17 protein-coding genes, 1 tRNA gene and 1 pseudogene are annotated in these 21259 nt (G+C 44.6%); 18 read left to right on the plus strand and 1 reads right to left on the minus strand.

From position 1 onward, the window contains the following. From tuf (G6R11_RS21275) to tuf (G6R11_RS21360), 18 genes and pseudogenes are all read left to right on the plus strand, one after another. A pseudogene (gene tuf / locus G6R11_RS21275) lies at positions 1-356 on the plus strand (elongation factor Tu); the annotation flags it as partial. Positions 357-543: 187 nt separating this feature from the next. Next, positions 544-619 (plus strand) — tRNA-Trp (locus G6R11_RS21280). 53 nt (positions 620-672) lie between these two features. Then, positions 673-1050, plus strand: coding sequence for a preprotein translocase subunit SecE (gene secE / locus G6R11_RS21285; RefSeq protein WP_016404044.1), 378 nt, complete (start codon positions 673-675; stop codon positions 1048-1050). Then, complete coding sequence (gene nusG, locus G6R11_RS21290) at positions 1050-1595, plus strand: transcription termination/antitermination protein NusG (RefSeq protein ID WP_016404043.1); 546 nt, start codon at positions 1050-1052, stop codon at positions 1593-1595. Before secE ends, nusG begins: the two co-directional genes overlap by 1 nt. Before the next feature lie 124 nt (positions 1596-1719). Further along, a complete protein-coding gene (gene rplK, locus G6R11_RS21295; RefSeq protein ID WP_163135236.1) occupies positions 1720-2148 on the plus strand; it encodes a 50S ribosomal protein L11 in 429 nt (142 codons plus the stop codon). A 4-nt stretch (positions 2149-2152) separates the two neighbouring features. Then, positions 2153-2854: a 50S ribosomal protein L1 gene (gene rplA / locus G6R11_RS21300; RefSeq protein ID WP_016404041.1), complete on the plus strand. Its 702-nt coding sequence runs from the start codon at positions 2153-2155 to the stop codon at positions 2852-2854. A 241-nt stretch (positions 2855-3095) separates the two neighbouring features. Then, on the plus strand, positions 3096-3590 hold the full coding sequence (gene rplJ / locus G6R11_RS21305; RefSeq protein ID WP_163135238.1) for a 50S ribosomal protein L10: 495 nt from the start codon (positions 3096-3098) through the stop codon (positions 3588-3590). Positions 3591-3644: 54 nt separating this feature from the next. After that, complete coding sequence (gene rplL / locus G6R11_RS21310; protein WP_163135239.1) at positions 3645-4010, plus strand: 50S ribosomal protein L7/L12; 366 nt, start codon at positions 3645-3647, stop codon at positions 4008-4010. Between the two features lie 225 nt (positions 4011-4235). Next, on the plus strand, positions 4236-8270 hold the full coding sequence (rpoB, locus tag G6R11_RS21315) for a DNA-directed RNA polymerase subunit beta (RefSeq protein WP_163135241.1): 4035 nt from the start codon (positions 4236-4238) through the stop codon (positions 8268-8270). Between the two features lie 82 nt (positions 8271-8352). Further along, on the plus strand, positions 8353-12558 hold the full coding sequence (rpoC, locus tag G6R11_RS21320) for a DNA-directed RNA polymerase subunit beta' (RefSeq protein ID WP_163135243.1): 4206 nt from the start codon (positions 8353-8355) through the stop codon (positions 12556-12558). 144 nt (positions 12559-12702) lie between these two features. Next, positions 12703-13086, plus strand: a complete 384-nt coding sequence (locus G6R11_RS21325; protein WP_163135245.1) for a RidA family protein — start codon at positions 12703-12705, stop codon at positions 13084-13086. Positions 13087-13089: 3 nt separating this feature from the next. After that, positions 13090-13479 (plus strand): sulfurtransferase complex subunit TusD, encoded by a 390-nt coding sequence (tusD, locus tag G6R11_RS21330; RefSeq protein WP_163135247.1) that lies wholly within the window; start codon positions 13090-13092, stop codon positions 13477-13479. After that, entirely contained in the window at positions 13476-13835 is a 360-nt protein-coding gene (gene tusC / locus G6R11_RS21335; protein WP_163135249.1) for a sulfurtransferase complex subunit TusC, read from the plus strand. The genes tusD and tusC overlap by 4 nt, the downstream gene beginning before the upstream one ends. Before the next feature lies 1 nt (position 13836). After that, positions 13837-14112, plus strand: coding sequence for a sulfurtransferase complex subunit TusB (gene tusB, locus G6R11_RS21340; RefSeq protein WP_163135251.1), 276 nt, complete (start codon positions 13837-13839; stop codon positions 14110-14112). A 143-nt stretch (positions 14113-14255) separates the two neighbouring features. Then, complete coding sequence (gene rpsL / locus G6R11_RS21345; RefSeq protein ID WP_016404065.1) at positions 14256-14630, plus strand: 30S ribosomal protein S12; 375 nt, start codon at positions 14256-14258, stop codon at positions 14628-14630. A gap of 95 nt (positions 14631-14725) precedes the next feature. Next, the gene (rpsG, locus tag G6R11_RS21350; RefSeq protein ID WP_163135253.1) at positions 14726-15196 is read left to right on the plus strand and encodes a 30S ribosomal protein S7; all 471 of its coding nucleotides are present in this window, start codon (positions 14726-14728) and stop codon (positions 15194-15196) included. Between the two features lie 76 nt (positions 15197-15272). Further along, positions 15273-17366 (plus strand): elongation factor G, encoded by a 2094-nt coding sequence (fusA, locus tag G6R11_RS21355; protein ID WP_163135255.1) that lies wholly within the window; start codon positions 15273-15275, stop codon positions 17364-17366. A 66-nt stretch (positions 17367-17432) separates the two neighbouring features. After that, on the plus strand, positions 17433-18617 hold the full coding sequence (gene tuf, locus G6R11_RS21360; protein ID WP_163135314.1) for an elongation factor Tu: 1185 nt from the start codon (positions 17433-17435) through the stop codon (positions 18615-18617). A gap of 314 nt (positions 18618-18931) precedes the next feature. On the opposite strand, the gene G6R11_RS21365 is transcribed toward tuf (G6R11_RS21360), so the two are convergent. Next, entirely contained in the window at positions 18932-21022 is a 2091-nt protein-coding gene (locus G6R11_RS21365) for a hypothetical protein (RefSeq protein ID WP_163135257.1), read from the minus strand. Positions 21023-21259: the final 237 nt, after the last annotated feature.

Below are 21259 nucleotides of genomic sequence, written 5' to 3' on the forward strand. Positions count from 1 at the left end.
TACTACTACGGGGTACTAAAGGTGAAGACGTACAACGTAGTCAAGTATTGGCAGCTCCAGGTTCAATTACTCCACACACCAAGTTCGAAGCTGAAGTATACGTACTAAGCAAAGACGAAGGTGGCCGTCACACGCCATTCTTCAAAGGCTACCGTCCACAGTTCTACTTCCGTACAACTGACGTAACAGGCGCAGTAGAGCTTCCTGAAGGCGTAGAAATGGTAATGCCAGGCGACAACTTGAAATTTGTTGTAGAGCTAATCTGCCCAATCGCGATGGACGAAGGTTTACGCTTCGCAATCCGTGAAGGTGGCCGTACAGTAGGTGCGGGTGTTGTAGCTAAAATCTTCGAATAAGAAGAATAGCACAGCAAGAAAAAAGGTCGCGTAAGCGGCCTTTTTTGTTTTTTAAGGTAAGATCTTTAAGTTTAGCTTTGCGGTTATAAATGTACCGATAACTTAATACTTGCCTAGTCGCGTTTTTTCGACATTGAAGGGTTACAATCTTGATACAAAGTGCCTATAATGTCGGGCTTCGTGCTATAGGGGTGTAGTTCCAATGGCAGAACGTCGGATTCCAAATCCGAATGTTGGGAGTTCGAATCTCTCCACCCCTGCCACTATCCCTATGTAAGGGATTTATGATTTTGTGGGATTATTTGTAGGTTGTTTGATGAGTACCAGTACTGAAAACCAAAGTGGGTCGTTAGATGGCCTAAAATGGGCATTAGCTGCTCTAATTTTAATTGCCGCTGTTGTAGGTAACTACCTATATACAGATATGTCGATTTTGGTTCGCGTAATCGGTGTAGTGATTGCCGTGATTGCCGCTTTAGGCATTGCCTCGCAAACCAATAAAGGTAAGCAAGCCTTCGAATTTGCTAAAGAGTCGCGTATGGAAGTGCGTAAGGTGATCTGGCCTACTCGTCAAGAAGCCATTCAAACTACCATGATTGTATTAGCTGCTACTGCATTCATGTCACTAATTTTGTGGGGCCTAGATGCGATATTGGTTCGCCTAGTTGCCTTTGTAACAGGGGTAGGTATCTAATGACTGAAGAGCGCAAATTGCGTTGGTACGTGGTTCAGGCTTTTTCTGGCTATGAAGCTCGCGTATCTAAATCATTAAAAGAGTACATTCAAATCCATTCTATGGAAGATTCTTTTGGTGAGATTCTAGTACCGACTGAAGAAGTAGTTGAAATGCGCGCCGGTCAAAAACGTAAGAGTGAGCGCAAGTTCTTCCCTGGTTACGTTTTGGTTCAAATGGATCTAAACGACGAAAGCTGGCACTTGGTTAAAAGTGTGCCGCGGGTACTAGGCTTTATTGGTGGAACGGCCGAGCGCCCAGCACCAATCTCAGATAAAGAAGCCAAAGCTATCTTGGATCGCTTGGATGAAACCAGTGATAAGCCAAGACCAAAAACTCTATTCGAACCAGGCGAAGTGGTTCGTGTTACCGATGGCCCATTCGCCGACTTCAACGGTACTATCGAAGAAGTGGATTACGAAAAAAGCCGCGTAAAAGTATCAGTATTGATTTTCGGACGAGCTACACCAGTAGAGCTAGAATTCGGACAAATCGAGAAAGGCTGATAAAAAATAAACAATCAGTTGTTTTTAGGGCAGGGGATCGACTATAATCCGCTGCCCTTTGTTCTATCGGGAAGCTAATCGCATGTGCGAAAGGCGTTTGAACCCAAAATAAGGTAAATTTAAAATGGCTAAAAAAGTCCAAGCTTATATTAAGCTTCAAGTTGCTGCGGGTGCCGCAAACCCGTCACCACCAGTTGGTCCTGCTCTAGGTCAACATGGTGTAAACATCATGGAATTCTGTAAAGCATTCAACGCGAAAACAGATTCAATTGAAAAAGGCGCGCCAGTACCAGTAGTAATTACTGTATATGCTGACCGTTCTTTCACTTTTGAAACCAAAACTCCACCTGCTTCTTACTTATTGAAGAAAGCGGCTGGCATCAAGTCTGGTTCTGGTGTTCCAAACAAAGATAAAGTTGGCAAAGTAACACGCGCTCAACTAGAAGAGATTGTTAATACTAAAGCAGTAGATATGACTGGTGCTGACGTAGACGCAATGGTACGTTCAATTGAAGGTTCTGCCCGTTCTATGGGCTTGGTTGTAGAGGGCTAATACGATGGCAAAACTTTCTAAGCGCATGCGTGCGATCAACGAAAAAGTTGATTCAACAAAAGAATACTCAGTAAACGAAGCTGTTGCTCTTCTTAAAGAACTAGCGTCAGCTAAGTTCCTAGAAAGCGTAGATGCAGCGGTTAACCTAGGCGTTGACCCACGTAAATCTGACCAAAACGTTCGTGGTGCAACTGTACTACCACACGGTACTGGTCGTAACGTTCGTGTTGCTGTATTTACTCAAGGTGCTAACGCCGAAGCCGCTACTGAAGCTGGTGCTGACGTAGTTGGTATGGACGATTTAGCTGCACAAGTTAAAGCCGGTGAGATGGACTTCGACGTAGTAATTGCTTCTCCAGATGCAATGCGCGTTGTTGGTCAACTAGGTCAAATCCTAGGTCCACGTGGTTTAATGCCAAACCCTAAAGTGGGTACAGTTACTCCTAACGTAGCTGATGCAGTTAAACTAGCTAAAGCGGGTCAGATTCGTTACCGCAACGACAAAAACGGTATTATCCATACTACTATTGGTAAAGCCGATTTTGATGCTGACAAGCTTAAAGAGAACCTTGAAGCATTGGTTGTTGCTCTTAAAAAAGCAAAACCTGCTCAATCTAAAGGTCAATTCATCAAGAAAGTTAGCCTATCAACCACTATGGGTGCTGGTCTAACTGTTGATGTAGCTACTTTAGATACTCAAGCTTAATCATTTACAAAGCGCAAAATTTATACTATCATTTTGCGCTTTGTATTTATGGGTCAGGGCTTATGCCCTCATCCAAGACCGTAGGTGCTAGTTTCTAGCTTAATCTCCTACGTAGATGGTGAGGAAACCCAAGAATAATTTTTTATTCTGGACAACCAAACCGTAAAGGCCTCTAAATCTAATGACTTAGAGGGAAGTAAACACCAGATTTATCTGGTATTGGAATCCAGGAGTAAAGCCAATGGCCTTAAGACTCGAAGACAAGAAGCAAATTGTTGCTGGCGTCAACGAAGCTGCCAAAGGTGCACTTTCTGCAGTAGTTGCTGATTCACGTGGCGTAACTGTAGATGCGATGACTTCACTTCGTGCTAAAGCACGTGAAGCTGGCGTATCTATGCAAGTGGTACGTAATACCCTTGCTCGCCGTGCAGTAGCTGGCACAGACCTAGAATGTCTTACAGATTCATTCTCTGGTCCTACTTTAATTGCCTTCTCTAACGAGCACCCAGGTGCTGCAGCGCGTCTATTTACAGACTTCGCTAAAGAGCAAGACAACTTTGAAGTACGTGCAGCAGCATTTGAAGGTGCATTAGCAGACGTAAACGTTCTTGCAAAACTACCAACTTACGACGAAGCAATTGCCAAGTTAATGGCAACTATGAAAGAAGCTTCTGCCGGCAAGCTGGTTCGCACTCTGGCCGCACTACGCGATCAAAAAGAGTCAGAAGCAGCATAATTTGCTTGTTGCTACATTATTTTATAAATTTAATTGAATTTAGGAATTTGAGTCATGTCTATCACTAAAGACCAAATTATCGAAGCTGTTGCTGAAATGTCAGTAATGGACGTTGTTGAACTAATCGAAGCTATGGAAGAGAAGTTCGGCGTATCTGCTGCTGCAGCTGTTGCTGTTGCTGGTGACGCTGGTGCTGCTGCTGAAGAGCAATCAGAATTCGACGTAATCTTAACTGCTCCAGGCGCTAACAAAGTTGCTGCTATTAAAGCGGTACGTGCGGCTACAGGTCTAGGCCTGAAAGAAGCTAAAGGTCTTGTTGATTCAGCTCCTGCTGCAATCAAAGAAGGCGTTGAGAAAGACGAAGCTGAAGCTCTTAAAGCTGCTCTTGAAGAAGCTGGTGCTTCTGTTGAGCTTAAGTAATCTACCTATAAGTAGATTGCAGCCTTTATAGGCTATGGCTGGTGGTTATTTAACCACCGGCCTTTTTGCGCTGTAGGACGCCGTCTTTTTTATCACCGTTTTAGGTGGTGCGCCTAGCAAAAAACTTAGAGAAGAAATTCTCTTCGACAATGACAAACGGTATGTAAGAACTGTCCCAGATTTTGCGGACAGAGTGGGTCACTTATCAGCGAGCTGAGGAACCATATGGTTTACTCTTATACAGAGAAAAAACGCATTCGTAAGGACTTTGGAAAACGTCCTCAAGTAGTGGACACGCCTTACCTGCTTTCAATACAGCTTGACTCTTTTGAGAAATTCATAGAGATCGATCCTGAAGGCGAGTATGGGCTGGAAGCTGCATTCCGCAGTGTATTCCCGATTGCCAGTTATTCAGGATATTCAGAGCTACAATATGTTAGCTATCGTCTTGGCGAGCCGGTTTTTGACGTTAAAGAATGTCAAATTCGTGGAGTCACCTACTCTGCTCCCTTGCGCGTTAAATTGCGTTTAGTGTTGTTTGATCGTGAAGCTCCGGCTGGCACGGTTAAAGACATCAAAGAGCAAGAAGTATACATGGGTGAAATCCCATTGATGACAGGTAACGGTACCTTTGTAATTAACGGTACCGAGCGTGTTATCGTATCTCAGTTACACCGTAGTCCTGGTGTATTCTACGATCACGACCGTGGTAAAACACACTCATCAGGTAAAGTGTTATATAACGCTCGCGTTATTCCTTACCGTGGTTCATGGTTAGACTTCGAATTCGATCCTAAGGACAACTTGTTTGTTCGTATCGACCGTCGTCGTAAACTTCCAGCATCTATTATCCTGCGCGCGTTAGAAATGACTACGCAAGAGATTCTAGAGACCTTCTTCGATACCACCGCTTTTGAGTTAAAAGACGGCAAGGTAATGATGGAGTTGGTTCCTGCGCGTTTGCGCGGTGATACTGTTTCTTTCGACGTTATGCTAAACGGCGAAGTATTAATTGAAACAGGCCGTCGTGTAACTGCCCGCCACATTCGTCAATTGGAAAAATCAGGCGTCGAGCAAATCGAAGTGCCGGTTGAGTACCTAGCGGATAAAGTTTTGGCTGAAGAGTATATTGATGAAACTACTGGTGAAGTTGTTGCTGAAGCTAACAGTGAATTAACCCTAGAGTTAATTGCTGCATTGTCTGAAGCGGGCCACAAGGTTCTAAAAACCATTTACACAAATGATTTAGACCACGGTTCATTTATTTCAGATACTTTACGTGTAGATTCTTCAACTAATCGCCTTGAAGCGCTAGTTGAAATTTACCGTATGATGCGCCCTGGCGAGCCACCAACAAAAGACGCAGCCGAAGCCTTGTTTGAGAACTTATTCTTTAACGGCGACCGCTACGACTTATCAACGGTTGGCCGCATGAAGTTCAACAGCCGCGTAGGCCGTGAAGACGGTTCGGTAGCTGGTGTGCTTGATAAGCAAGACATCGTTAAAGTTATGCAAACGCTAATCGAAATTCGTAACGGCCGTGGTGAGGTTGATGATATCGACCACCTAGGTAACCGTCGTATTCGTAGCGTAGGCGAAATGGCTGAAAACCAATTCCGCGTTGGTTTAGTGCGTGTAGAACGTGCTGTTAAAGAGCGTTTAAGCTTAGGTGACCTTGATGCATTGATGCCACAAGACTTAATTAACGCTAAGCCGATTTCGGCAGCAGTTAAAGAGTTCTTTGGTTCAAGCCAATTGTCTCAGTTCATGGACCAAAACAACCCGCTTTCTGAAGTAACACACAAGCGTCGTGTTTCTGCATTAGGCCCTGGTGGTTTGACTCGTGAACGTGCCGGCTTTGAAGTGCGAGATGTACACCCAACGCACTACGGTCGTTTATGTCCGATTGAAACTCCGGAAGGTCCAAACATTGGTTTGATTAACTCATTAGCGGTTTACTCTCGCACCAATGAGTTTGGTTTCCTAGAAACCCCTTACCGTAAAGTAATTGAAGGCCAAATCACTGACGAAGTAGATTACTTATCAGCGATAGATGAAGGCACTTACGTGATCGCTCAGGCGAATGCTGAAGCCGATGCCAACGGTAAGTTACTTGAGACTGATTTAGTACCTTGTCGCCATAAGGGCGAGTCAACTTACATGCCTACTGAACAAATTCAGTACATGGACGTAAGTCCACAACAGATTATTTCTGTTGCTGCATCGTTGATTCCGTTCCTAGAACACGATGATGCAAACCGTGCATTGATGGGTTCTAACATGCAACGTCAAGCAGTACCAACACTACGCGCTGATAAGCCATTAGTAGGTACTGGTATTGAACGTGCTGTAGCCGTTGACTCTGGTGTAACTGTTGTATCTAAACGTGGCGGTACGGTTGACTACGCAGATGCTAGCCGCATCGTAGTTAAAGTAAATGAAGAAGAGATGCTTCCTGGTGAAGCGGGTATCGACATTTACACCCTAACTAAGTACACCCGTTCTAACCAAAACACCTGTATCAACCAACGCCCGGTAGTTAAATCTGGCGAGCGTGTTGCAAAAGGCGACGTACTAGCAGATGGTCCTTCAACTGACTTAGGTGAGTTGGCATTGGGTCAAAACATGCGCGTAGCGTTTATGCCTTGGAATGGTTACAACTTTGAGGATTCAATCGGTATTTCTGAGAACGTAGTAAAAGAAGATCGCTTTACTACTATTCACATTCAAGAGTTAAGCTGTATCGCTCGTGATACTAAGCTTGGTAGTGAAGAAATCTCAGCCGATATTCCAAATGTTGGTGAATCAGCACTAAGCAAACTTGATGAATCAGGCATTGTTTACGTAGGTGCTGAAGTTAAGCCAGGTGACATCTTAGTTGGTAAAGTTACTCCTAAAGGTGAAACACAATTAACCCCTGAAGAGAAGCTATTGCGAGCTATCTTCGGTGAAAAAGCGTCTGATGTTAAAGATACATCACTACGTGTACCTAACTCTGTATTCGGTACCGTAATCGACGTTCAAGTCTTTACTCGCGATGGCGTAGAAAAAGACAAGCGTGCTCAAGAAATTGAGTCTATGCAGCTTAAAGAAGCGAAGAAAGATTTAACCGAAGAATTCAAGATTCTTGAAGAAGGTATCTTTGCTCGTGCTAAATCTGTATTGATTGCAGCGGGTAAGTCAGAAGCTGACTTAGATCGCCAGCAACCTGCAGAATGGCTAGAAGCCGCATTAAGCGATGAAGACGCGCAAACGCAGCTAGAGCAAATTGCTGCGCAATACGACGAAATTAAAGCTGAATTCGACAAGCAGTTCGACATTAAGCGCCGTAAGATCACCCAAGGTGATGACTTGGCGCCTGGCGTACTGAAGATTGTTAAAGTTTACTTAGCAGTTAAACGTCGCATTCAACCTGGTGACAAGATGGCCGGTCGTCACGGTAACAAAGGTGTAATTTCTACCATTGTTCCTCGTGAAGATATGCCTTATGACGAAACTGGTCGCCCAGTAGACATCTGCTTGAACCCACTAGGTGTACCGTCGCGGATGAACATCGGTCAGATCCTAGAAACCCACTTAGGCTTAGCGGCTAAAGGTGTAGGTGAGAAAATTGATGAAATGCTGAAAGTTCAGCGTGAAATCGAAATGGATAAACTGCGTGATTTCATCCAGAAAGTGTACAACGTAGGTGATGACGCGCTTAAAGTTGACGTTGCTAGCTTCACTGATGAAGAAGTAATGACACTGGCGAAAAACCTACGTGGTGGTGTGCCAATGGCAACACCGGCATTTGATGGTGCTAAAGAAGCTGAAATTAAAGAGCTATTACGTTTAGCCGACTTACCTGATTCAGGTCAAATCGTGTTACGTGACGGCCGTACCGGTCAAGAATTTGAGCGCCCTGTAACTGTTGGTTACATGTACATGTTGAAACTTAACCACTTGGTTGATGACAAGATGCACGCTCGTTCTACTGGTTCTTACAGCTTGGTTACTCAGCAGCCTCTAGGTGGTAAAGCACAGTTTGGTGGTCAGCGCTTCGGTGAGATGGAAGTATGGGCACTAGAAGCATATGGTGCCGCTTACACCCTACAGGAAATGCTAACGGTTAAATCTGATGACGTTAACGGTCGTACTAAAATGTACAAGAACATCGTTGACGGTAACCACCAGATGGAGCCAGGCATGCCTGAGTCGTTCAACGTGTTGCTCAAAGAGATCCGCTCTCTTGGTATCAACATTGAGTTGGATGAGCTGTAAGCACAGGACTTCACCTGAATTAAAAGCAAGGCGGGCGTTTCATTAGAAACGCCCCAGGTTTAACTCCAACCTGGAGAGAAACGTGAAAGATTTACTTAAGTTTCTTAAGCAACAAAGCAAGACCGAAGAGTTTGAAGGCATTAAAATTGGCCTAGCTTCACCAGACCAGATCCGCAGTTGGTCGTTTGGTGAGGTGAAGAAACCAGAGACGATTAACTATCGTACCTTTAAGCCTGAGCGTGACGGTTTATTCTGTGCCCGTATTTTCGGCCCAGTTAAAGATTACGAATGTTTGTGTGGTAAATACAAGCGTTTGAAACACCGTGGTGTTATCTGTGAGAAGTGTGGCGTAGAAGTTACGCAGTCTAAAGTTCGTCGTGACCGTATGGGCCACATTGAACTAGCTTCTCCTGTAGCTCACATCTGGTTCTTAAAATCACTACCATCGCGTATTGGTTTATTACTAGATATGACGTTACGTGATATTGAGCGTGTACTTTACTTCGAATCATTTGTAGTGACTGAACCTGGCATGACCAGCTTAGAGCGCGGTCAAATGCTTACCGAAGAAACCTACCTTGATTCACTTGAAGAGTACGGTGATGAGTTTGAAGCTAAAATGGGTGCAGAGGCTGTATTAGCTTTATTGCGTCATTTAGAGCTTGACCAAGAAATCGAAGTAATGCGCGAAGAGTTACAAACAACTAACTCTGAAACTAAGCGTAAGAAGACCACTAAGCGTCTTAAGCTTATGGAAGCGTTTCGCGATTCAGGTAATAAACCTGAGTGGATGATTATGACCGTATTGCCGGTTCTTCCACCAGATTTGCGTCCACTAGTACCACTAGATGGCGGCCGTTTTGCTACTTCTGATTTGAACGATTTATACCGTCGTGTAATCAACCGTAACAACCGTTTGAAGCGTCTACTAGACCTAGCTGCTCCAGACATCATTGTGCGTAACGAAAAACGTATGCTGCAAGAAGCAGTAGATGCCTTGTTAGACAATGGTCGTCGTGGTCGTGCAATTACCGGTTCTAACAAACGTCCGCTTAAATCTTTGGCCGATATGATCAAAGGTAAGCAAGGTCGTTTCCGTCAGAACTTGCTAGGTAAGCGTGTAGATTACTCAGGTCGTTCGGTAATTACCGTTGGTCCTACACTGCGTCTACACCAGTGTGGTCTACCTAAGAAAATGGCACTTGAGCTGTTCAAACCATTCATCTACGGCAAGTTAGAGCTTCGTGGTCTTGCTACTACGATTAAAGCTGCTAAGAAGATGGTTGAGCGTGAAGGCGGCGAAGTTTGGGATATTCTTGAAGAAGTTATCCGTGAACACCCAGTATTGCTTAACCGTGCACCAACCTTGCACCGTTTGGGTATTCAAGCCTTTGAGCCTGTGCTAATTGAAGGTAAAGCAATTCAATTACACCCGCTAGTGTGTGCGGCTTATAACGCCGACTTCGATGGGGACCAAATGGCGGTACACGTACCGTTGACCCTAGAAGCACAGTTAGAAGCACGTTCGTTGATGATGTCGACTAACAACGTACTTTCACCAGCTAACGGTGAGCCTATTATCGTTCCTTCGCAAGACGTTGTATTGGGTCTGTACTACATGACTCGTGAACGTGTTAACGCAGAAGGCGAAGGTATGTACCTTTCTGGCCCTAAAGAGGCAGAAAAGTTATACCGTGCTAAGCAAGCCAGTATTCACGCACGTGTAAACGTACGTATCACTGAGGTTGTAGTAGCAGAAGACGGCTCTAGAATCGAAAAAACTGAAATTAAGCAAACTACCATTGGTCGAGCCATTTTATGGTTAATCGTACCTAAAGGTTTGCCGTTTGATTTAGTTAACCAGTCAATGGGTAAGAAGCAAATCTCAGGATTGCTAAACACCTGTTACCGTAAACTAGGTCTTAAGCACTCAGTTATTTTTGCTGACCAATTAATGTACACCGGTTTCCATTATGCAACCTTGTCTGGTGCCTCTGTAGGTATTAACGACATGGTAATTCCTGATGCTAAGAAAGACATCGTGGAAGAAGCCAGTGACGAAGTAAGCGAAATTCAAGAGCAGTTCCTAGCTGGTTTGGTAACAGCAGGCGAGCGTTACAACAAAGTAATCGATATTTGGGCTTCGGCTAACGAAAAAGTATCGAAAGCGATGATGGACAACTTGTCTACCGAAACTGTTATCAACAAAGATGGCGAAGAAGAGAATCAAGACTCATTCAACAGTATCTTTATGATGGCCGATTCCGGCGCACGTGGTAGTGCTGCTCAGATTCGTCAGCTAGCTGGTATGCGTGGCTTGATGGCTAAACCGGATGGTTCGATTATCGAAACACCGATTGTGGCTAACTTCCGTGAAGGTTTGAACGTACTTCAGTACTTCATCTCAACTCACGGTGCGCGTAAAGGTTTGGCCGATACCGCATTGAAGACCGCTAACTCGGGTTACTTAACACGTCGTCTAGTAGACGTAGCTCAGGATTTGGTTGTTACCGAAACTGACTGTGGTACTCAAGAAGGCATTATCATGACTCCTCACATTGAGGGTGGTGACGTTGTTGAACCATTGCGTGAGCGTGTTCTTGGTCGTGTTCTAGTGGGCGATGTTATTAAGCCTGGTACTGAGAACGAAGTACTGCTTAAAGACAAGACTCTACTTGACGAAAAACTGTGTGACCTTCTTGAAGAAAACTCAGTGGATACCGTTAAGGTACGCTCAGTAATTAGCTGTGCTAATGACTTTGGTGTATGTGCCCTTTGTTATGGTCGTGACCTTGCTCGAGGCCACTTGGTTGGTCGCGGCGAAGCGGTTGGTGTTGTTGCAGCACAATCGATTGGTGAGCCGGGTACTCAGCTTACCATGCGTACTTTCCACATTGGTGGTGCGGCATCGCGTGCGGCAGCAGAGAACAGCATTCAAGTTAAGAACGCAGGTACTATTAAGCTACACAACGCTAAAGTAGTAACTAACAGCGAAGGCAAGTTAGTTGTAACCTCTCGTTCTACTGAATTGACCATCATTGACGAAATGGGTCAAACCAAAGAAAGCCACAAACTACAATACGGTGCAGTACTTGAAGTAGTAGACGGTGGTGCGGTTACCTCTGGCGACACAGTTGCTAACTGGGACCCACATACACACCCAATTATTACTGAAGTACCGGGTCGCGTTAAGTTCATCGACATGGTTGAAGGCGTAACTGTTAGCCGTCAAACTGATGAATTAACTGGTCTTTCTAGCATTAACGTTATGGACCCTAACGAGCGCCCTGGCGCTGGTAAAGAAATGCGTCCAATGGTTAAATTGGTAGATGGTTCTGGTAACGACGTTCTTATTGCTGGTACCGATATTCCAGCTCAGTACTTCTTGTCTGCAAAAGCGATTGTAAACTTAGAAGATAATGCTGAAGTAGGCGTTGGTGATGCAATTGCTCGTATCCCACAAGAATCAAGCGGTACTAAAGATATTACCGGTGGTCTACCTCGCGTAGCCGACTTGTTCGAAGCTCGTCAGCCTAAAGAGCCAGCTATTTTGGCAGAAATTACCGGTACTATTAGTTACGGTAAAGAAACCAAAGGTAAGCGCCGCTTGGTGATTACTCCAGCTGAAGGTGACGCTTACGAAGAAATGATTCCTAAGTGGCGTAACCTAAACGTGTTTGAAGGTGAGAAAGTAGCTAAAGGTGAAGTAATTGCCGATGGCCCAGAATCACCACATGACATTTTGCGCTTGCGTGGCATTAGCCCTGTAGCTAACTACATCGTAAACGAAGTACAAGACGTATACCGTTTACAAGGTGTGAAGATTAACGATAAGCACATCGAAACTATCGTGCGTCAAATGCTTCGTAAGTGTTTGATTCTAGATGCTGGTGATTCTAGCTTCTTGCTAGGTGAGCAAGCTGAAGTTGCCCGAGTGAATATTGAGAATCGTCAATTAGAAGCTGAAGGCAAACGCCCTGCGCTATACCGTCGTGAGTTATTAGGTATTACTAAGGCATCGCTATCAACAGAATCGTTTATTTCTGCGGCATCGTTCCAAGAAACTACTCGCGTGCTTACTGAAGCAGCTGTGGGTGGTAAACAGGACGAACTACGCGGTCTTAAAGAGAACGTTATTGTTGGTCGCTTGATTCCTGCAGGTACTGGTTATTCTTACCATGAGAATCGTCGCAATCAGTCTGAAGCTCCAGCACCAATTACTGCAGATGAAGCCGCTGATAACTTAGCTGCGTTACTAAATGCAGCACCTGGTGGCGAAGCAGAGTAATTACTTACTCTCGTTAGTTAAAAAGGCAGCCATTGGCTGCCTTTTTTAATGCCTGAGATTAACTATCTCACCGCAAAATATTTGACAAGTGTTGGCGTTCGTCACAGACTCCGTTTTTAAAAACAATAAAACGCAGAGCATTTTATGAGCAAACAAATCGTATCAACCGAAGCAGCCCCAGCCGCTATTGGCCCATATTCTCAAGCGACCAAAATTGATGAGCTAGTATTCACTTCCGGGCAAATCCCACTAGATCCTGAGTCAATGGAAATTGTATCCGGTGGTATAAGCGAGCAAACCAAACAAGTAATGGAAAACCTTATGGCTGTATTAGCCGCTGCAGGTGCAGACTCGTCGACAGTATTTAAAACTACCTGCTTTTTGAGTGATATGGCCAACTTTGTTGCCTTTAACGAAGTATACGCCAGCTACTTCCCAGAGAGCGCTCCGGCGCGCTCGTGCGTAGAAGTGGCACGTTTACCCAAAGATGTATTAGTAGAAGTAGAAGCTATCGCCCATATTAAATAGTTTATGAGCCTTACTTATACCTTAGTGGTTACTAGCCCGTTATACGGCAAGCAGGGTAGCGCCTCTGCGCTTAACTTCGCCCAAGCACTGCTAAATGCCGGCCACCAACTTAAAACGGTGTTTTTCTATTTGGATGGGGTTAGCAACGGCTTATCAACCTCCTTGCCGGCAAGTGATGAGCTTAATATTCATCAGCAGTGGCTTGATTTAAAAGCAGCGTCGACTTGTTCTTTATTGGTATGCAGCGCTGCTGCCTATCGCAGAGGGGTAATTGGCGAAGACGAAGCCGCTGCCAATCAATTACTGGCTAACATGGATAGTCAGTTTGAAATGTCCGGCTTAGCCGAAATGGCCACTGCTATGCTAACTAGCGATAGAGTGGTGCACTTATGAGTAAACCATTGGTTTTCATATTTAGTAGCGCCCCTCATGGCAGCTCTGCTGCTCGCGAGTCACTAGATGCTGCTTTGGCTGCTTCAGCGGTGTCGGAAGATATCGTGGTGTTTTTTGAAGGCGATGGAGTTTATCAACTAGTCTGTGGCCAAAACCCTAATGAGATTAAGCAGCGAGATGCATTACCTACTTATGGTCTGTTAGATCTTTATGACGTGGAAGAGATCTACGTTGATCAGCAATCCTTGCATGAACGAGGCCTTTCTTTAGAACAACTTGCTATTAGCGTTAGAGTTAAACAAGCAAAACAGTTCTATTTAGAAAGCTGTCACGCTCATGCAATATTGAGGTTTTAGCATGCTACATATTATGCGACATCCTTATGCAAGTGATAGTTATGAACGCTGCATTAGCCAGCTAGAAAACGATGGCCACCTAGTGCTCATCGAAGATGCTGTATATGCTTGGCAGCGTGATGACAGGCGTTTACAGGAGCTAGCTCAATCTGGCAGAGTCTCAGTGTTACGCGCTGATGTGAATGCTAGAGGTATCGAGGTTTGCGATAGCGTGCTAATAGATTACCAAGGTTTAGTAAAACTTACCGAGCAATATACGCCTTCATTAACTTGGTAGCCTAGCTCCCAATCATCAAAAATATCAAACTTGTGATCATTGCAAGCCTTGACTCTTCAGCTACAAGCGCATAAAATTTCGCCTCCCCAAAATTGGGGTAGATTTTTTCACATGTTTAAATGTAATTTCAGGAGCTATTTCGAATGGCAACGATTAACCAGTTGGTTCGCAAGCCACGTGCAAGTAAGGTTGCTAAAAGCAACGTACCAGCACTAGCTGCGTGTCCACAACGTCGTGGTGTATGTACTCGTGTATATACCACCACACCAAAGAAACCAAACTCAGCACTACGTAAAGTAGCTCGTGTTCGTTTAACTAACGGATTCGAAGTAACTTCTTACATCGGTGGTGAAGGTCACAACCTACAAGAGCACAGCGTAATTCTTATTCGCGGTGGTCGTGTTAAAGATTTACCAGGTGTGCGTTATCACACCGTACGCGGCGCGTTAGACTGTGCTGGCGTAAGTGATCGTCGTCAAGGACGTTCAAAGTACGGCGCTAAACGTCCTAAGTCATAACGGCTCTCCGTTAAGTAAGGCCAAACATTTAGTTATAGCGAAATTTTTTTTAAAATTCGTTTTGGGGAAACCTGAAGCAAACCGGAGATATTAAAATGCCAAGACGTCGAGTGATCGGTCAACGCAAAATCTTGCCAGATCCTAAGTTCGGATCAGAACTACTGGCTAAGTTCATCAACGTAGTAATGGTTGATGGTAAAAAATCAATTTCAGAAAAAATTGTATACGGTGCATTAGACGCTGCTGCTGAGAAATCAGGCAAGTCTCACCAAGAAGTTTTTGAAATTGCTCTTGAAAACGTGCGCCCATCGGTAGAGGTTAAATCTCGCCGTGTAGGTGGTTCTACTTACCAAGTACCTGTTGAAGTACGTCCAGTACGTCGCAACACTCTAGGTATGCGTTGGATGGTAGATGCAGCACGTAAACGTGGTGAAAAATCTATGGCTTTACGTCTAGCGGGTGAAATCCTAGACGCAGCCGAAAACAAAGGTTCTGCGGTTAAGAAACGTGAAGACGTTCACCGTATGGCCGACGCAAACAAAGCGTTTGCACATTACCGCTGGTAATTGGTTGCGCAGCTGCTTAGCAGCTGCGCTACTTTCTATGTGAGACTAAGGAAGTTTCCTTAGCAAGAGGATAACAATGGCTCGTACAACTCCAATTGAGCGCTACCGTAACATTGGTATTGTTGCTCATGTTGACGCTGGCAAAACAACAACTACAGAACGTGTCCTTTTCTACACCGGTCTATCTCACAAAATTGGTGAGGTGCATGATGGCGCAGCCACCATGGACTGGATGGAGCAAGAGCAAGAACGCGGTATTACCATCACCTCTGCGGCTACTACCACCTTTTGGCGTGGTATGAACGCCCAGTACGACGAACACCGTATTAATATCATCGATACCCCTGGACACGTTGACTTCACTATTGAAGTTGAACGTTCATTGCGCGTATTAGATGGAGCAGTTGTTGTATTTTGTGGTTCATCTGGTGTTGAACCTCAATCAGAAACAGTGTGGCGCCAAGCTGATAAATATTCTGTTCCACGAATGGTATTCGTGAACAAAATGGATAGAGCTGGTGCAGACTTTGAACGAGTAATTGATCAAATCCGTGATCGCTTAGGTGCTAACTGTGTACCTATTCAGTTGAACATAGGCGCTGAGGACGAATTTGTTGGTGTTATTGACCTGATTAAAATGAAGGCCATTAACTGGAACGAAGCCGACCAAGGTACCACCTTCAGCTACGAAGATATTCCGGCTCATCTTGTAGAACGTGCAGAAGCCTTACACGAAGAACTCGTGGAAGCAGCGGCAGAAGCTACCGATGAGTTAATGGATAAGTATCTTGAAGAAGGCGAGTTAACTGAAACCGAAATCAAGTTTGGTTTGCGTAAGCGCACGCTAAATAATGAGATCGTGCTAGCGACTTGTGGTAGCGCATTTAAAAACAAAGGTGTTCAGGCAGTGCTTGATGCCGTTGTTGAATATTTGCCTGCTCCAAACCACGTTGAAGCAATTAAAGGAACAGACGAAAAGGACAATGAAGTTGCTTGTCCGGCAGAAGACGACGCGCCGTTTGCGGCATTAGCGTTTAAAATTGCCACCGACCCTTTTGTGGGGACGCTAACCTTTATGCGTGTTTATTCGGGGACGGTAGAAACCGGCACTGCGGTGTATAACTCGGTTAAACAAAAACGTGAACGTCTAGGTCGTATGGTGCAAATGCATTCAAACGATCGTAAAGAGATCAAAGAAGTTCGTGCTGGCGATATCGCCGCGGCTATTGGTCTTAAAGACGTAACCACGGGTGACACTTTATGTGATATGAACCGTAAAGTGATTCTTGAACGTATGGAATTCCCTGAACCGGTAATTCAAATTGCCGTAGAGCCTCGTACTAAAGCTGACCAAGAAAAAATGGGTGTAGCCTTAGGCAAATTGGCCGCAGAGGATCCGTCGTTCCGCGTAGAAACTAACGAAGAATCTGGACAAACCCTTATCTCTGGTATGGGTGAGTTACACTTAGATATCATCGTAGATCGCATGAAACGCGAATTTAGCGTGGATTGTAATGTAGGTAAACCTCAAGTTGCTTATCGCGAAGCAATTCGCAAGCAAGTTGAAGTAGAAGGAAAGTTCGTTCGTCAATCAGGTGGTCGTGGTCAATACGGTCACGTTTGGTTACGTATGGAACCTCTAGAGCCAGGTGCTGGTTACGAATTTGTCAACGAAATCGTTGGTGGTGCTGTTCCTAAAGAATACATCCCAGCTGTTGATAAAGGCTGTAAAGAGCAGATGGATCAGGGTGTATTGGCAGGTTATCCGCTACTTGATGTTAAAGTTACTTTATTCGATGGTTCATTCCACGATGTTGACTCTAACGAAATGGCGTTTAAAATTGCCGGTGCAATGGGCTTTAAGAAAGGTGCATTGGACGCTGATCCAGTATTGCTCGAGCCGATGATGAAAGTAGAAGTTACAACCCCTGAAGATTGGATGGGTGATGTAGTGGGTGACTTGAATCGTCGTCGTGGCATAATTGAAGGCATGGACGATGGGGCTGCGGGCTTAAAGATTGTTAAGTCTAAAGTGCCGCTGTCTGCAATGTTCGGCTATGCTACAGATCTACGTTCGGCAACTCAGGGGCGAGCCTCTTACTCTATGGAATTCCTAGAGTACAACGAAGCGCCGAAAAATGTTGCTGATGCTATTGTTGACGCAAAGTAAACTAATTCAACTATGATTGGTCTGTCTCGGGTGAGGCAGATTGGAATGGAAAAGAAGGTACATATCGTGTCTAAAGAAAAATTTGAACGTTCAAAACCGCACGTAAACGTTGGTACAATTGGCCACGTTGACCACGGTAAAACAACTCTAACAGCGGCTATCACAAACGTACTTGCAAAAGTATACGGTGGTGAAGCTAAAGATTTCGCAGCAATCGATAACGCTCCAGAAGAGCGCGAGCGCGGTATCACAATTTCTACTTCACACGTAGAGTACGACACTCCAACTCGTCACTACGCACACGTAGATTGTCCTGGACACGCTGATTACGTTAAAAACATGATCACTGGTGCTGCTCAAATGGACGGCGCTATCTTAGTAGTAGCTTCAACTGACGGCCCAATGCCTCAGACTCGTGAGCACATCCTACTTTCTCGTCAGGTTGGTGTACCTTACATCATCGTATTCATGAACAAATGTGACATGGTAGACGACGAAGAGCTTCTAGAATTAGTAGAAATGGAAGTACGTGAACTTCTATCAGAATACGAATTCCCAGGTGATGACCTTCCAGTAATTCAAGGTTCAGCACTTAAAGCGCTAGAAGGCGAAGAAGAGTGGGAAGCTAAGATTGTAGAGCTTGCAGAAGCACTAGATTCTTACATTCCAGAGCCAGAGCGTGACATCGACAAGCCATTCCTACTACCAATTGAAGACGTATTCTCAATTTCAGGTCGTGGTACAGTAGTAACAGGTCGTGTAGAGCGCGGTATCATCAAGGTTTCAGAAGAAATTGAAATCGTAGGTGTTAAAGAGACTACTAAGACAACCTGTACAGGTGTTGAAATGTTCCGCAAGCTTCTAGACGAAGGTCGTGCTGGTGAGAACTGTGGTGTACTACTACGTGGTACTAAGCGTGAAGACGTACAACGTGGTCAAGTATTGGCAGCTCCAGGTTCAATTACTCCACACACCAAGTTCGAAGCTGAAGTATACGTACTAAGCAAAGACGAAGGTGGCCGTCACACGCCATTCTTCAAAGGCTACCGTCCACAGTTCTACTTCCGTACAACTGACGTAACAGGCGCAGTAGAGCTTCCTGAAGGCGTAGAAATGGTAATGCCAGGCGACAACTTGAAATTTGTTGTAGAGCTAATCTGCCCAATCGCGATGGACGAAGGTTTACGCTTCGCAATCCGTGAAGGTGGCCGTACAGTAGGTGCGGGTGTTGTAGCTAAAATCTTCGAATAAGAAGAATAGCACAGCAAGAAAAAAGGTCGCGTAAGCGGCCTTTTTTGTTTCTTTTGTACCGTCCTAAATAAGGTTGACACATATCAGGACGGTCAAAGCTGTTTCGGTACTTTAGTTAGAAATGACTCAAACCACAAAGTAACTATCTGGTTTACAACTAAATTTGTATGCTTCTATTCGCTTTTCGAGAATAAGCTTTATACGTCGTGTTGCATTGGTGGGATCGGAACTATTGGATAAGGCTTGAAGGAAGATATAGTAGAAAAAAAAGGCTAACCAGTTTAGTTAGCCTTTCTCAAGTTTATCGCGACTAATTAGCCTGCGTCAGTCACTGTTATTGTTCTGGAAGTTATTAATCCGTTAGGTGATTCAGTTGAAATCGTTAGTAAGCCTACAGATTTTCCATTTGGTGAGCTTTCTGGTTCGACAACTATTTGGTACATACTGCATAAACCCACTCCATCGGGAATAACAAATGCTGCGGCATCTCCTAGTTCCCCATTTGTGGTTCCAATGGATACTGTTGTTCCAGCGGGCATTTGATTACCGTTTAAGTCTTGCACGGTTAACGTAAGACTAACAGGCCCAGATGTCACGTCAATGTTTGTCACGGCACTGGTGTTGGATGAATCACTAAGTAGGATATTTGCAGCAGAGGTTGCCATTATCATTACGAGTGAATCTCGTGTTTCGACTAGGTCTCTAGTACATATCCCAGCAGCGTCATTTTCAACTGTACAAAGTAACCCATTGTATAATTCAGCTATGTTAGCAGACGGGGTATTAGAATTTTTTACTCCGGTTGTTAAATCAAACTCGAGGTTAGAGTTATAGTCACGAAACTCTTCACCTTTATTTGCATTGTTTTCAATAAGTATGCCGTTAGTATCTCGAATTCCATTCTCATTGCTATCAACCCAAGCTTCACCCAAGGCTGAGTAAGTTTCTCCACTATCAAAGATATGATTACCATTGGCATCATAGAAAGACTCCTGTCCCACGGTTACACCTAAAACTGTCAACCTACCCGCGCCAAATGCGGGAATGATTCCAGGGGCGGTACAAGCGCCTTGAGGGAGCTGGTTTGTGTGACCTTGTGGTCTAGAATTCTGGCTAGTCCATTGAACTGAGCATTGAGAGTTAGTCGTTTGTCCTGTAGTAAAGCAGCTTCCTGCTACTTGCCCACCGTCTGTTTCGAAATAAACGGCAGTACCATCTGGCACAGGGTTGCTATTCTCATCACTGATACGCATTGTCACATTCACCGCAACACCATCGACATTCCAAGCCTCTACAGCAAGAGTTTCAGCAGATAAAGACAAACCTTGCTGGCTAGGTACACCTGTATGAATGGCCAATGAGTTAGATACAGTAGATACGGTAATGTTCTCTTCATCAATAAAGCTTGCCGATACTAAAGCTACGCCTGGCATGTTTCCGCTAGTTACGCGTGTTACTACCAAGCCTTCAGCGTTGGATTCTGCAGATTCAGGGCTAAAGGTTAAACCGTGTAAATCAGAGTCACTACTAAAATCTACAGTTTGCCCAGATTTAGCTTGTCCGACCTTATCTAGAACTTTAAAGGTTAAAGTTGCAATTTTGTCGCCAACAGATTCAGCTAGGTATATCGTTGTTGGTGCGGCACTAACAAAAGCGATGCTGCTCGCAGTTGTCGTAGCAATATCTATGTCCAACTGCTCTGTATTTAGAACTGATAGCGATGGTGTTGCGGTTACAGTATCTGTACCACTACACCCTTTAGGTTCATAAATTGCCGTGGCGATACCATTAATAGTGGTTACGGTTTCAGATATCGAAGCTAAATTATTCTCAGCACAACTTGAGGTGAAAGCTACACTGACAGGTGTAGTGTAAAGCTCATTATCAGCATTGGTAATTCTAACCGTAAAGGTTGCTGTGGCATCTACAGCAAGCTCTTCGCCGGTGGGCAAGCTTGAAGACATGCTCATGACTAAGTCGGTGGCACCAACACTATAATTAGCCTTTCCTTCCGCGCCGTAGTTTGCATCGGTAGCAGTAATAGTACCTGCTGCTGCAGAGTCTACTTTTGCAAATAAAGTGGCAATTGCATAGCCGTTGGCATCTGTTAGAACTTGTGGTGAGCTAGGGGTTGCCTGCTCGCTCACAAGGTTTACGATTTCATTTGCGGCAGCTGCCCCTTCTGGGTCTAACAAGCGCATCACAACTGTGGCTGGGGAATCTAACGAAATAGAGTTCGTAGAGTTACACAGAGTTGGGATTTGGTTTTCTGGAACATTTTTACAGTCGTATAATGAAACTGTAAGCACAGCCTCACAATCGCAGGGCTCTTCACTGCCATCATTTCCGGAGCTTCCACCATTTGCAAGGTCGACACCTCCGTCGCCTCCACATGCGAATAACATTGTACTCATTAATATCAGTAAGCAGTGTTTTAACCACACCATTATTTATTCCTCCTTGACCGCTACAACCTTGTACGCGGGTTTCCTGATAATTTACTTATATATCATATATAAGCGGTAAGTTGCATTACTGTTCGTCTTATTGGGAGCCTAATTGCAAAGTTTTTTTAAAGCAGCTACTTACAATTTGTTATTGAGTCATACATAGCACTTCCAAGAGCTTCCAGTTAACATGAA

Origin of the sequence: Agarivorans sp. Alg241-V36, assembly GCF_900537085.1 — a bacterium.
Classification (GTDB): Bacteria; Pseudomonadota; Gammaproteobacteria; order Enterobacterales; family Celerinatantimonadaceae; genus Agarivorans.